Here is a 13,497-nt window from a genome sequence, read left to right on the forward strand (position 1 = left end):
GTTGAATTGCCAATAATTACTCGGCTACTACTTTGAGTGTTCTGATACGTTTGTTGTCTTTCGAAACAGCAACGTAGTAAACACCTTTACCGCCGTTGATATTGAGCGTGCAGATTTCGCCGGCCATAGCCTCGTGTTTGCGGGTTGTTACCAGGCGACCCTGTGCGTCATATACGTCGATTACATAGTTGCCATCGGCAGCAAATTGCAGGTTCACGTTGTCGATGAAGGGGTTGGGATATACGGTGAGGTTGTTCACCAGGTTGTCCTCAACGCCCGATCCTTCGAGAACTACCACGATGTACTCGTCTTTGGTCTTCGAGTCCGAACCCCAGCCGTTGGTCAATGTGAGCGTTACGCTGTATTTACCGTCTTTGCTGAAGGTGGCCGTAGCGTTGTCGCCATTGTTCACTACCTCGGCATCGGGGATGGTGAAAGCCGATGTTGTCGTGATAGGCATAGTACCCGACATGGCGGGGTTACCCTCTACGTTGATGTTGGCAGGCAGGAGGTTTTCTTCGTTGAGCGAAGTGTTTTCACCGCCCGAACCTCTGATTTCTACGTAAGATGCTTTGCTGGTTGTCGAGAGAGTACCTTTGTTTTCGAAGGTCTTGTCGGCATCGTTGTAGTCGTCGCTTTCGAACGTCCAGTAACCTTTCAGGTCGCTGGGAATCTCACGACCGTAGTATCCCTTCATGGCATCTACTACTTCGGTATCGCTCAAGGCTTTGTGCCATATTTGTACATCGTCGATGGTGCCTGTGAATCCAGCATAGTACACGCGCGATCCACCGATGAAGATGGGAGCCTCGGCTACAGCGCCCGTACCACCGTTGAGGTCAGAATAAGTGAGTTTGGGATATTCGGCTTCGCCCGTTTTCTTACCGTTGAAATAGATGCGTTGTTTGCTACCGTCGTAGGAAATCAATACATGCGTCCATTGGTTCTCGCTCAAGCTGTAACCATCGGTCATACAGTTGGGGTTGGGGTTTTCGTGTCTGTTACCGCCTCCACCTACTTGATCTACATAGGTATTACCACCATACATGGTGTAGGAGAGGACATTGGCATCACGCTCTTTTTTACCATCAGCGTCATACTTCTCGGGCCATACATCGAGCCAGAATGTTCCCCAGTTGTTGTGCGGCCAGTGAATATCCAGGTCTCTTTGTCCCATGAGTCCCATAGCGTGTTGGGCATAGGTGAACTTCTCGGGCTTGATCCACAAGGCGATGGTGTATTGGTTTTGGTTCATCGGCAGGAACTCGGCAGGGATACGGAAGATATAGGGGTCGTCGATACGAAGACCGCGCGATACGGTACCTTCGCCTTTGTTACCGGTGTAGCTCAGCGTGACTTCTTCGTCGGCACTGGTTACGTTGGTCTTCGAAGCCGTGAAATCTTCAATCGAGGGAATCGATCCTGTGCTCTCGGGAGAGATTTGGATGTAGCCACGATACATGAGTGTGCTCAAATCGAAGTTGGTTATTTTCACATCGTAATAGCCTTCGTCTTGGAGCGTGGTGGTAAATGATTTTCCTCCACTTTGAGAAGCAACAGCGTTACCGCCCGTGGTGGCATTGATAATTTCCCAAACGTAAGGAGCTTCCTGGTTGGGGTCGATGAGCGAGAGGGTGAACTCTTCGCCGGCCTTGATCACGGCTTTGTCGCATACGATACCATCGACCAGCGTCAGATCGGTTGTCATGTAGTTGGTCCAGGTGATGGCGCTCTTGGTTACACCGTCGGGAGCTACGGCGCAAACACCTACGCGGTAGTCGGTCACTTCGGTATTGGCCGATACGGGAGCACTTACTACATAGTGGGCCCACGACGAGGTGGTACCGCAGAGGATAGGATCTTCGCCTTGTGCCTGTACATATACTTCGAAGTACCAGGTATCTACATCTTCGTTATAGACGGGGATAGAGGGATCGGCGTCGTTTTTGGTCGATGCGCAGTCCCAGCTGAACTTGAAGTCGAGCGAGTTGTAGGTACGTTTTTTCAGGATATTGTTTTCGGCCGTTGTGATGGTGGGTTGTACCGGAGCAAACGTTTTGGCGGGGATGATAGACATCTCGCCGATGAGGATTTCGTAGTTGGCCGGGGTATTCTCAAACTTGAGGCCGACGAGAGCTACATTACCGTTCATGCCGATTTCAGAGGCTTTGGCCGAAATCTTGGTCCAAGCGCCTTCTTGAGCACCTGTGATATCGCAGTAGTGGAGTTGATCTTCGCTACCTACAAACGACCAGAAGAGTTTCATGTGGGTATCGGTACCGCTTTTCAGTTTGACAACCATCGATACGTCGTCGCTCTCCGACACGTTGAAGTTGGTCTTGAACAAGCGTACGTTCGATACTGCGGTTGCACCGCTGAACTGCATGGACGAACCGGCAAACCAGGCGTCGTCGAAGGTGAAGCCACAGGTGATGGGATCGTTGGGTACGTTCTTGTTGTCGTCGGTGATCCACCAGCGCCAGGTGGGCAGGTAGTCTTGTACACCCACGTTGAACCATTTGTGGTTGAAGGTTACCTGGCCTTCGTTGCGGAAGGTCTTACCATTGCCCAAGCAGAAACGGGTAACGAACGGCAACTCTTGCAGTACGCTTCGTGCGGGCAGGAACTCGGCGATACCATGGAATTGTTTCATACCAGCCTCGCTTGAGCTGGCTACGTTGCTATTGATAGCCGGGCGGTTGGCCGGGTTGCGGTTACCTCCCGAGAATACTTGTTCCTGTTTTATCAAGTAGCAGGCCTGTACGGCTTCGTCGCCCGAACCGAACTCCGACGAGTTTTGGTAAATCATGTTGGTGGTGTGGTTACCCCAGAAGGCGATAGATGCCTTGGAGTTCTTGACATCCCACCAGTTACCATAGCTAAGCCATTTGCCTTGGATATCATATCCGGCATATACGGTATAGGGGTCGGCTCCAAGACCTTCGGCATAATTGGCCGAGTTGGCTAATGAACCACTCCAATTGTAGTTGAGCATGTACATATCGACAACCTGCTTGCCGTTTTTCCACAGCCAGTTTGACTTGCTGCTGTTCAGGGTCGAACCTAAATCCATGCTTCCGTTGTTGGTGTTGGTCCCATACCAATATACATGGAATTGCCAGCCAATCGACTCGGCATATTCGCGGCACTGGGAGAAGAAGTCCTGCAGAGCCGATGCTTGAGGCACGGTACCCTCGGGGTTGATACCTACACCGTCAAGACCGTAGTAGCGCAGGAATTTTACAAATTTCTCAACCCATTTGAATTGGCCTCCCTCTTTTTCAACCAGCATATTTACGCTGTTGTTGGACTCGGTGTTGTCACCGCCCCACGAGTCGAAGAATACGAGACCGCCACTGTTGGCTACACCGTTGCGGTGAGTCACGTCGCTGTATGCGCCCGGTACACGCACCCAGGGGAGCGACCAGCCGCCTTGCGAATCGACATAAGACCACATGCTGAAGTTATCGCCGTCGAATACATAGCGGGGCAGCGATTGCCAATAGGTATCGGAGATACCCATGGGAGTCCACAAACAGAACTTGCGGGCGGTAGTCATGGTAGGATCTACCTGAGTGGCCGAGTTCTCGAAGCGTTGTTTGAGGGGAACGCGCGAGATGTAGAAGTTCTCGTCTTCCGAGAGGGGCGTTCCAGGTTCCCAGTTCCTGAAGTATTCAGAGAACGGTTTGGATTTTCCTTCATCGAAAGGCATCACGTAGGAGTCATGTGTCGGCACGCTTTGGGCATAGCTACCCACCACGGCTGCACAAGCCAGCACGGAGAGAAGTAATTTCGGTGCTTTCATGTTTTTTTGTTTTGTTTTTTAGTGAATAAAAAAGATCTCAAAAGTTGGTTTGTATTATAAAGTAGTGTGGAGAGACCTGCACTCCCGGGGGAATGCAGGCTCTCCTGTTTTACAGATTACTGACCGGCGGCTTCGGTTTCCCAGCGGCGGTTGTCGCCCAATCCCGAAGGATCTTCTACGTCCCACCACAGGGTTGTACGCATCAAGTTGCTACCGCCCAAGGCTTCGATACCCGAGGTGTTGACATCCTGGGCAGCGGCGGCATCGGTCATGTTCCAGGGGATACGGCGAATCATACGGCCGTTGCCCAGTGAACCGTCACCGATATCGTTGACGGGGAAGATGCGGGGGTAACCCGTACGACGCAGGTCGTTCCAAGCCTCGAGTCCCATGGGGAACATCGAAAGCCATTTTTGAGTGATAATCTTTTCAAGTTTGGTTTTATCATCATCACTGTTATCGAGGATTACACCCACGGAAATTAACCCTTTCTTGTTGTTGCGGCTGTTGTGCGGATCGACATAGTCGATGGTCGTATCGGCCTCTTTTTGGTTCCAATAGTTTCTGAACTGTTCGTCGGTTTGTGCAATATCATAATCGTCGAACATGGCTACAATACCATTCAGGTAGTTGATATTCACGGCTGCCGCACCTCCGATGCCCCAACGCAAGGCGGCTTCGGCCTGCAGGAAGTAACGTTCCGAGAGCTTGAAGATAGCTAGAGGGAAGCTGGCGAAGGCGTCCGACACACCCGAGTATTTGGTGTATTGGTTGTTGTCGTCGCGCGGGGTGAGCTGGATACCGGCAGGTACACCCACGATGGCCGAGTTGGCTGTCATCGTCACTTCGCCATCTTCGTTGCGGATATCATCGCTGTTCATTTTGAACAGTTTGTCCATGAAAGGTACATTCAATCGTTTCATGATGTTCTCGAGCGAGGCGTTCATGCGGGTATCGTTCCACAATGTCGAGATGAATGCCAGCGGGTGGTTGGTACCGTTGATGGCCATGGTGTTGTATTCGATGCTCTTCTCGATGAGGCCATCGTTGATAGCGGCTTCGGCTTCGGCCTTGGCTCTGGTGGGATCGACGTTACTCATACGCATGGCCATGCGCAGACGAATCGAGTTGGAGAACTGGCGCCAGGTATCTACGCTACCGCAGATTTTGTCGTATTGAGCCAGAATGGTGTTGATGGTATCCTGATGCTCCTTGGGCGTGTTGTTGAAGTTTTTCAAGATTTCGCCGGCATCTTTGAGGTTGACAAAGAGCGAGTCGTAGATCTGGTCCATGGGCTCGTAGGTAACGGGAGGTTCCTGAACGTCGTTCTTGTAGTCGGTCCAGGGGAAGGGGCCATACACGTCGGACAACTCGAGAGCTGAGAAGCAATACATGATGTTACACATGGCGCCGAGCTCTTTCAGGTTGAGCTGTGCGGCCGACCGCATCACGGGCAGGGTGGCTTGTGCTACCAGGAAGAAACTAGCCTTGGGACCGTCGCAATATTGAGCAAAGTAGCGGTAGGTCGAAGGCAGGTTACCACTGAAGTTTTGGGTACCGGCCATGTAGCCCGAGTAGTTGTCGATGTGGATATTGAACTGCACCTGGTAGATGTGTGCGCCATTTTGGGCTCCCACATCGTGCATCTTTTGTTGAGCCGTGAGGAACATACCGGCTGCCTGTTCGTAGGTTTCGGCTACGGAGAGTTCGCCCGAGCCTACCTCGATGTTGGAGTTGAGGTCGTCGAGCAGGGGGTCGCCACAGCCTACCATAGTCAGAGCGGCGGCCAGTGCAAATACGGAAGAATATATTGTCTTTTTCATAATGTTGTTACCTTTCATTAGAATGATGCTTTAAGTGAGATACCGAACGAACGGGTAGTAGGCATGCTGAAGATATCGACATTACCCAGAGCGTTTTGCGTACTTAATGAAGTATCGGGGTCGATGGGAGCGTCGAGATAGAGGAAGAAGAGGTTACGGGCATTGGCCGAAACCGTGAGGTTCTTGCTCTGTCCGAAGAGGTTGCGGAATGTATAGGCCAGCGAGATTTCACGCAGACGGAAATTGGTGGCGTCATATACATAGTTGCGACCTACGGGCGAACCACCACCGATGGTTTGGTAGTATTGGTCAACCGGTACCAGGGTGTTGGTGCCCGGGATATACATGCCGGGTTTGGTGATGGCACCATCGTCTGAAGTCCAGTAAAGGTTGTTGGCTACGGCGTAGTCGCGAGCCTCGGCTGTGCGTTGCGAAGTACCGAAGTAGTCGAGGTAGGCTTCGGTGAACGAAATAACTTTACCGCCTACTTTACCATCGATGAGGAAGTAGAACGAGAAGTCTTTGTAGTTGAAGGTGTTGGACCATCCGAGGGTGTGCTTGGCGTTCATGTTGCCCAGATACTCATTGGCTTGTCCGTTGAGTTTGAAGGGAGCACCCGTGTTCGGGTCAACTACGATTTCGCCCGTGATTTCGTCGCGCATGAAGTCAACGGCATAGAGGTCGCCATACGAACCGCCCTCTTCGAATTTGATCTTCAGACCGCTGAGGTTACCCATGTCGATTTCGTGGATGTATTTCTGACCGTTTTGCTTGCGGGCTACGGTGAGGATCTTGTTGTCGTTGAAAGCGTAGTTGAAAGTGGTGATCCAGCTGAAGTCGTTGTTGGGTGCAAAGATATACGATGCGGTCAACTCGACACCCTGGTTGCGCACCTTACCACCGTTGATGTAGATCTCTTTACCGGCGGCACCTTCGTATTTCATGAACTGGTTTTTCATGATGGCGTTGTAGTAGGTGGCTTGCAACGAGATGGAGCGGTCGAGCAGGCTGATGTCGAAACCGGCCTCGAACGATTGAGTGGTCTCGGGTTTGGGGTCCTTGAAGTTGATGATAGCACTACTGATGTAGGCACCGGTAGCCGGGTTGCGCGAGGCAGAGGCCAGGAACAGGTTGTTGGGGATCGAGTTACCTACTTCGGAGTAGGAGGCGCGGAGTTTCAACTCGTTGATTTGCTCGGGCAAGGTGAGCAGTTTGTTCATCTGGGCCGAAGCACCTGCCGAATAGTAGGCGAAGTGGGGATCCATGTCTTTGAACTGGGTAAAGGCACGGTACCAGTCGTCGCGGTAGCTACCCTCGACGGTTACCTTGTCTTGCCAGGTTACCTGGGCTGTGGCAAAGATGGCACGCTCCCAGTTTTTGGTGGTGAGTCCTCCGTAGTTGTCCTTGCTGTTGATGTAGATATCGGAGAGTACGAACTGGTTGCACGAGAGGTCTTCGGTATTGGGTGCACCCGATTTGGCAATAGGTGTAATCATCCATTGGTCATACGACGAGTTCATCATGCTACCACCGGCGTTTACACCGATCGTGAAATCTTGAATCTGCTTGTTGTAGCTCAACATGAAGTCGCCATAGAAGTCTTGCGACTTGGTGTGGTCGAGGATGAGGCGGCCGCGGTCAATCATTTCGGCATTACCCCAAGTCGTAGCGTATTGGCGATTCTCGTCGTTGCGCTCGTTGTAGTCGTATTTGATACGGGCCTGCAGGTTGAGGTCGGGGATAATCTGCCAGTTGGCCGTGATGCTACCGAAGGTACGGTTGATGATCTCTTCGCTGGTCATGCGGTTGAGCAACCACCAGGGGTTGTTCAGGTTGATGGCATCGGTGTACCATACTTGTTTACCGTAGTTCGAGTCGGAGAGAATAGAGGTCTTACCGCTTTCTACTACCGAGATGGGCAGACCGTTGGAACCGGTTTGCGACACGATGTAGCTATAGGGGTTCGAAGTCCAGGTTGCATTGGTGTCGTAGTAGTTCTTGCGGTACCAGTTCATATCGAGGTTCCGCGGCGAGGTGTAGAGTTGATAGATGGGGTTGAAGAAGGTACCACCGGTGGGGCGGTTCTTGGTCTTCTGGTTGATGTAGTTGGCCGAGATATCGATTTTGAGTTTGTCCTTGAAGAACGAGAAACTCTGGCGCAGAGCGATGTTGTGACGCTCAAACTTGTTGGTCTCGACAATACCGTTGGCCGTCGTATTTCCGTAGGAGAAATAGGTCTGGGCTACTTTTGAACCACCGCTCAACGAAATAGAGTTGTTGAAGTTGGTTCCCAGTTTATAGAAGTCACTGATGTCGTAGGCATTACGCGTGAGGTGATAGGGCGAGTTGGCCGTGTCGTAGTACTCGTTGCCGAGGGTATTCATGCGTTGACCCCAGCTGTTGGAGTTCATTGAGAAGCCGTTTTCAACCGAGCCCGACATTTGTGCACCGTATGCATTTTGCAGCTTGGGCAATACGAGCGGGGTCTCAAACGTAGTGCTGCTCGATACGTCGATGCGCAGCTGGCCTTCTTTACCTTTCTTGGTAGTAATCATGAGCACACCGTTCGAAGCGGCGCTACCATACAGGGCGGCCGAGTTGGCACCCTTCAGCACGGTGATCGATTCGATATCGTCGGGGTTGAGTTGCGAAAGGGCGTCGCTGCTCTCTTTCGAACCGTCGGCCATCATCGTGGCACCACCCCCGTCCATATCCATCTGGCCGTTTACGCTGTTCTGCATGGGCACACCGTCGATTACGATAAGGGGCGAGTTGTTACCCAACATGGAGGCATTACCACGCAACAGGATTTTCGAGGCACCACCGGCACCACCCGAGTTAGGCGTGATGACCAGACCGGCACTCTTACCTTGCAGCGAGTTGATGAGGTTGGCCTCTTTGGCTCGGGTCAGCTCGTCGCCACCTACGGTTTGGGTCGAGTAGGAGAGGGTCTCTTCCTTACGGGCAATACCCATGGCGGTAACGACAACCTCGTCGAGCAGCTTGGTATTGTCGCGCATGACGATATTGATTTTATCCTTGCCGTTGATGGGCTGTTTTACGGTTTGGTAACCGATGTAGGAGAACTCCAGTTCATTGCTTCCGGCGGGTACCTTGATCGAGTAGTTGCCATCGATGTCGGTGGCGGTAGCTACGCTGGTACCGGCTACTTTTACGGTGAGGCCGATAAGGGTTTCGCCCGAGGCGTCGGTCACTTGTCCGGTTACGATTCTCGAGCCGTTGCTGGCTTGAGCCGTAGCGGTTGCCGTGCTCTTGCTACTGCTGTTGGCTTGAGCTTGGGCTGCTGCAGTCCTTTTCGACAACATGATGTTGGGGTTTTGTATCGAGTAGGATACATCGGTTCCCTTGAACATGATGTCGAGAATCTCGCTTACAGTCTTATTCTTAACATTCAGGTTTACTTTACGCTGTGTATCTACTTGAGTATTGATGACAAATAGACACTTTGCTTCTTTTTCGATCTTTTTCAGAACGTCTTCTACCGGAGTGTTCACTTCGGATAGGGAGATGCGAGAATACGCATCGGCACTGACCTCGAATGCGTAAGTCAGTGCAAAAGCCATGATAAGTGCTTTTAAACTTTTTCTATACATACGTGTGTTTATGGGTATTCAACAGAATTGTGAATGATAATTGCTTTTTTATGGTAGAATAAGGTGCATCGTTTATTTTTCCATAGGCATTAAAGATTTTTTAATGTTTGGCTGTTATGTAAATGGTATCGTGTTGATTGTTCCACTTGAAGTCAAAGTCGAAATCGTGTTGCAGAGCCTGCAGGGCATGTTGTACTCCGTTGTAGCGATAGAATTTGCCGGTATAGCGTTCGTTGCTCTGGACCTCTCGGGCAATGCTGATTTTTACTCCGAAACATTTTTCAAATCCTTCCATCAACTCGTCAAACGATTGGTCCTTGAAATAGTATATGCCATCTTTCCACAACTCGGTTTCGAGAGAGCGGATGACCGATTGCTTGAACTCACCGTCTTTGAATTGTGCCCGGTACCCGGGCTTGAGTGTAGCGCTTTTGTCGCCCGACGATATTTTCACCGAGCCCTCGATGAGGGATACCATGAAGTCGTTGTTTTCGTTGGTCGAGGTGAGGTAGAATTTGGTACCTAGCACTTTTATTTTTCCGTTGGGGGTATTTACGATAAAGGGTCTCCACCGGTTGTGCGCCACTTCGAGATAGGCTTCACCTTCGATTTCGATATTACGTTGCAGCCCCATGAACGACGAGGGGTATTTGATGGTCGATTCGGCATTGAGCCATACTTTTGTCCCGTCGGGCAGGAGCAGGGTGTTGCTGTTGCCGGCCGGTACGGTGAGCGAGTAGAGGGGTACAATGCGGTCGCCCAGCGTGAAATAGAAGGCGCCAAAGGCTACCGACAGGAGCAGAATGACTACTGCCGCTATGCGCAAAAGTTGTATGCGATAGTGACGTCGGAAATCATATTGGGTGTGCTGCACATGGTCGGTCGATAATAAGACGGCATTGTATATGGTGCGTTCGTGGCAAAATTCCTTCAGGTTTTCGGGTGAGGCTTTGGCCCATTCCACCACCTCGTTGCGCTCCTCTTCGGTGGCGCAATTGCCAAAATATCTATATAATGTTTCTTTTTTCATACATTATATAAACCTTATAAATCTTTGTATCCCTAGTGGGGATATAAGTTTTTTTGGCAAAAATAGATTTAAAACAATTTATGAATCTTGCTTTTCTTTAAAAAGCCTTCTCGGGTTGTAGCGCGACTGTCTTTTTTGATACAGATGAGTGAGAGAGGTCGGTGTGGCTACAAATAGTCTTTCAGGTTTTTGCGCAGGATGTTCAAGCTTTTGGCTATGTGGAATTCTACGCCTTTGACTGAGATGCCAAAGTTCTCGGCAATGGTTTTGTAGGGCTTTTGCTCGAGGTATCGTTCGTAGAATATTTCGCGGGTGCGGTTGGGCAGGGTCTTGATGGTATCGCTCACAATCTCTTCGATTTCGCTGGTAAAGAGGTCCGACGGGTCGCAGCCTTTCAGCGACGAAATGTTGAGCTCGATCTCACCGATAAGGTGCTTGTGCAGTTCGTCGTTTTTTTGCAAGAGGTCTTTGCGCTCCTCGAGAACGTCGATGCACCGGTTGCGTATGATGGTAAAGATATATCCTTTTATATTGGTGGCATGGAAAGTCTCTTTGTCTTTGTTTTCCCAATACTGGATATACGACTCCATGACCACATCTTCGGCGTCTTGCATATTCCCCAAGTAGGAGTATGCAAATTGAATAAATCCATTTTTAGACGTCCTAAAAATGTGGTTAAAATCGTTATCGTCATGAACAATCGGTGCCATTCAACTTTGAATAATCAAAATCTATACCTCTCCTGAAAAGGTTTATTAAGCCGCAATTTGTTTACTTCGTGTTTCTTTTCTTAATGACAATTAGATTCTTAAGGTCGCAATAAGCCTCTCTCATAAAGAGAAATTTCGTGCTAATATAATATATTATGGAATAAAAATGAAAGTGGAATGACAAATTTTTTTCAAAAAAGTTTTGATGTCTGGCATGAGGGGTGGTGCTGCACTCTGCATGGGGTAAGGTTGGTAATTCGTCGGGGGTATGAAGGGGACCCAAAAAAGAGGAGAGCCTCATGCCGAAGGTTCTCCTCTTTTTGTATCAGTTGTTGACAAACCCGCCTAACGAGGCCGGGAGTTGTGGCTCGAATGAGTAAGCTCTGGCAAACTGCCTGATGAAGTCGAGAGTCGATGCCGAGGGCTGTAACGATTTAGTGCTTCTCACTGTAGGGGTGTCTTTGGGAGTAGAGGTTTTTTTCATAGGCCGAATCTTGATGTTTATATAAAGTAAACGTCAATGGCCTGTGTTTTATTATCTATACTACCTTCTTTTTTTATAATGTGAGAGCGATATTGTTCTCTTCGGCCATCTTCCGCAGGTTGAGGATGGCGTAGCGCATGCGTCCCAGAGCGGTGTTGATACTCACCTTGGTGTGGTCGGCAATCTCTTTGAAGCTCATGTTTTTGTAGTAGCGCATGATGAGGACCTCGCGTTGCGAGTGGGGCAGCGCCTTGATGAGCCGGCGCACGTCGGCTTCGATTTGGTTGTGCACGAGGGTGTCTTCGACGGTCCCTTCGCTCAGCTCCTTGCGGTTGAAGATGTCCATGTTCTCATTGTCCGAGATGATGTAGTTGTCGGCCTTCTCCTGGCGGAAGAAGTCGATAATGAGATTGTGGGCGATACGCGAAATCCATGCCGGGAATTTGCCGTTCTCGGTATATCGGCCCTGTTTGATAGTCATGATGGCTTTGACAAAGGTCTCCTGAAAGATGTCGTTGGCCAACTCTTTATCTTTGACAATGTAGAAAATATAGTTGAAAGTACGAGTTTGATGACGCTTCAGCAATACATCAAAAGCTCCATTATTACCTTCGGCATACAGCGCAACCAATTCTTCGTCGGTGCGGTCGAATAAATCGTTCATTACTACCTCTCTTTTTTTAATTTAAGCGTAGTGTTTTGTCGATAGGCAATCTTATTTTAGAGTGATTCAATAATTATTATTCGTTGCAAATAAAGATGTTTTTTTTGAAATCGGAAAGTAAAAATAGAATTTTTTTATCCTATCGTTCCATTTTTAACATTATTGCCGTGAACAAAATCGATTTGTTGGCATTGTGATGTGGCCTTTCCTGGGGCGCGATGGGTGTGGTAGAATGTATGATGCGGAGAATTTAAAAGTTGGGTGGCTTGGACGGTTTCTCGCAAAAAATAATTACATTTGCAACTCATGGAAAAACTAAAAAACAAGAAACTGCTATGAAACCGACTCTTTTTGTATTGGCCGCCGGTATGGGTAGCCGGTATGGGGGCTTGAAACAACTCGATGGTCTGGGCCCCAATGGTGAAACAATTATGGATTACTCGATATTCGATGCTTTGCGGGGTGGATTCGGCAAAGTCGTTTTTGTGATTCGTAAAGATTTCGAACAGGATTTCAGAGAGAAAATCCTCTCCAAATACGAAGGGCACATTCCCTGCGAACTGGTGTTCCAATCGATCAATGACCTGCCCGAGGGTTTCACTTGCCCCGAAGGCCGCACCAAACCTTGGGGTACCAACCACGCCGTGCTCATGGGTAAAGATGTAATTAAAGAGCCGTTTGCCGTAATCAATGCCGACGACTTCTATGGCCGTGAAAGTTTTGCCATCCTGGCCGATTATCTGAAGAACCTCGACGGCAAGCAAAACGACTATTGCATGGTAGGTTATCGCGTGGGCAATACGTTGTCTGAGAGTGGTACCGTGGCTCGTGGTATTTGCGAGACCAATGCTTCGAAGCACCTTACCTCGGTGGTTGAACGCACGCAAATCGAGCGTCGCGACGGGAAGGTAATGTACAAGGAGGACGACGATACCTGGACGGCTATCGACGACAATACGCCCGTGTCGATGAATATGTGGGGTTTCACTCCCGACTATTTCAAATACTCCGAGGACTATTTCGTCAACTTCCTCAAAGCCAATATCGGGAATCTCAAGGCCGAGTACTTCATTCCGTTGTTGGTCAACGACCTCATTCAGTCGGGTAAGGCTACGGTAACCGTGCTCGACACGCCGTCGAAATGGTTCGGGGTAACTTATGCCGCCGATCGTCAGTCGGTTGTCGATAAGATTGCAGCGCTCGTAGCTGCCGGGGAATACCCTGCCAAGCTCTTCTAAACCGAGCTCTCGAATCTAAAATGAATCAAGAGAGAGGCCGTTCTCGCACGAGAACAGTCTCTCTCTCTTTGTGCTTTCCTGGAGGGGAGGCTCATATTAAATAAGATAGCATGTGGTTGAGCGTAGTTA

The 13,497-nt window shown here is 49.7% G+C and carries 8 protein-coding genes; 1 reads left to right on the forward strand and 7 read right to left on the reverse strand.

Annotated features, from left to right (window positions below; all coding sequences use genetic code 11):
• Nucleotides 1–16: 16 nt before the first annotated feature.
• From B5G10_RS08355 to B5G10_RS08380, 7 genes are all read right to left on the reverse strand, one after another.
• Nucleotides 17–3,805, reverse strand: coding sequence for a LamG-like jellyroll fold domain-containing protein (locus B5G10_RS08355; RefSeq protein ID WP_087424283.1), 3,789 nt, complete (start codon nucleotides 3,803–3,805; stop codon nucleotides 17–19).
• Nucleotides 3,806–3,921: 116 nt separating this feature from the next.
• A complete protein-coding gene (locus tag B5G10_RS08360) occupies nucleotides 3,922–5,628 on the reverse strand; it encodes a SusD/RagB family nutrient-binding outer membrane lipoprotein (protein WP_158098801.1) in 1,707 nt (568 codons plus the stop codon).
• 17 nt (nucleotides 5,629–5,645) lie between these two features.
• On the reverse strand, nucleotides 5,646–9,212 hold the full coding sequence (locus B5G10_RS08365; protein ID WP_241147742.1) for a SusC/RagA family TonB-linked outer membrane protein: 3,567 nt from the start codon (nucleotides 9,210–9,212) through the stop codon (nucleotides 5,646–5,648).
• Between the two features lie 130 nt (nucleotides 9,213–9,342).
• Nucleotides 9,343–10,272, reverse strand: coding sequence for a FecR family protein (locus tag B5G10_RS08370; protein ID WP_087424286.1), 930 nt, complete (start codon nucleotides 10,270–10,272; stop codon nucleotides 9,343–9,345).
• A gap of 167 nt (nucleotides 10,273–10,439) precedes the next feature.
• Entirely contained in the window at nucleotides 10,440–10,982 is a 543-nt protein-coding gene (locus B5G10_RS08375) for an RNA polymerase sigma-70 factor (protein ID WP_087424287.1), read from the reverse strand.
• Between the two features lie 325 nt (nucleotides 10,983–11,307).
• Nucleotides 11,308–11,466 carry a hypothetical protein gene (locus B5G10_RS12710; RefSeq protein WP_158098802.1) on the reverse strand — a complete coding sequence of 53 codons (159 nt, stop codon included), beginning with the start codon at nucleotides 11,464–11,466 and terminating at the stop codon, nucleotides 11,308–11,310.
• A 73-nt stretch (nucleotides 11,467–11,539) separates the two neighbouring features.
• Nucleotides 11,540–12,130, reverse strand: a complete 591-nt coding sequence (locus B5G10_RS08380; protein ID WP_087424288.1) for a sigma-70 family RNA polymerase sigma factor — start codon at nucleotides 12,128–12,130, stop codon at nucleotides 11,540–11,542.
• A 335-nt stretch (nucleotides 12,131–12,465) separates the two neighbouring features.
• Here B5G10_RS08380 and B5G10_RS08385 point away from each other — a divergent pair, with 335 nt between their 5' ends.
• The gene (locus tag B5G10_RS08385; protein WP_087424289.1) at nucleotides 12,466–13,368 is read left to right on the forward strand and encodes a nucleotidyltransferase; all 903 of its coding nucleotides are present in this window, start codon (nucleotides 12,466–12,468) and stop codon (nucleotides 13,366–13,368) included.
• Nucleotides 13,369–13,497: the final 129 nt, after the last annotated feature.

Origin of the sequence: Barnesiella sp. An55, from assembly GCF_002161555.1 — a bacterium.
Taxonomy (GTDB): domain Bacteria; phylum Bacteroidota; class Bacteroidia; order Bacteroidales; family Barnesiellaceae; genus Barnesiella; species Barnesiella merdipullorum.

Bases quoted from the DNA above. Each gene is read 5' to 3' on its own strand.
- B5G10_RS12710 (WP_158098802.1), bottom strand. From the start codon at position 11,466: ATGAAAAAAACCTCTACTCCCAAAGACACCCCTACAGTGAGAAGCACT.
- B5G10_RS08375 (WP_087424287.1), bottom strand. From the start codon at position 10,982: ATGGCACCGATTGTTCATGACGATAACGATTTTAACCACATTTTTAGG.
- B5G10_RS08360 (WP_158098801.1), bottom strand. From the start codon at position 5,628: ATGAAAAAGACAATATATTCTTCCGTATTTGCACTGGCCGCCGCTCTG.
- B5G10_RS08385 (WP_087424289.1), top strand. From the start codon at position 12,466: ATGAAACCGACTCTTTTTGTATTGGCCGCCGGTATGGGTAGCCGGTAT.
- B5G10_RS08370 (WP_087424286.1), bottom strand. From the start codon at position 10,272: ATGAAAAAAGAAACATTATATAGATATTTTGGCAATTGCGCCACCGAA.
- B5G10_RS08365 (WP_241147742.1), bottom strand. From the start codon at position 9,212: ATGGCTTTTGCACTGACTTACGCATTCGAGGTCAGTGCCGATGCGTAT.
- B5G10_RS08380 (WP_087424288.1), bottom strand. From the start codon at position 12,130: ATGAACGATTTATTCGACCGCACCGACGAAGAATTGGTTGCGCTGTAT.
- B5G10_RS08355 (WP_087424283.1), bottom strand. From the start codon at position 3,805: ATGAAAGCACCGAAATTACTTCTCTCCGTGCTGGCTTGTGCAGCCGTG.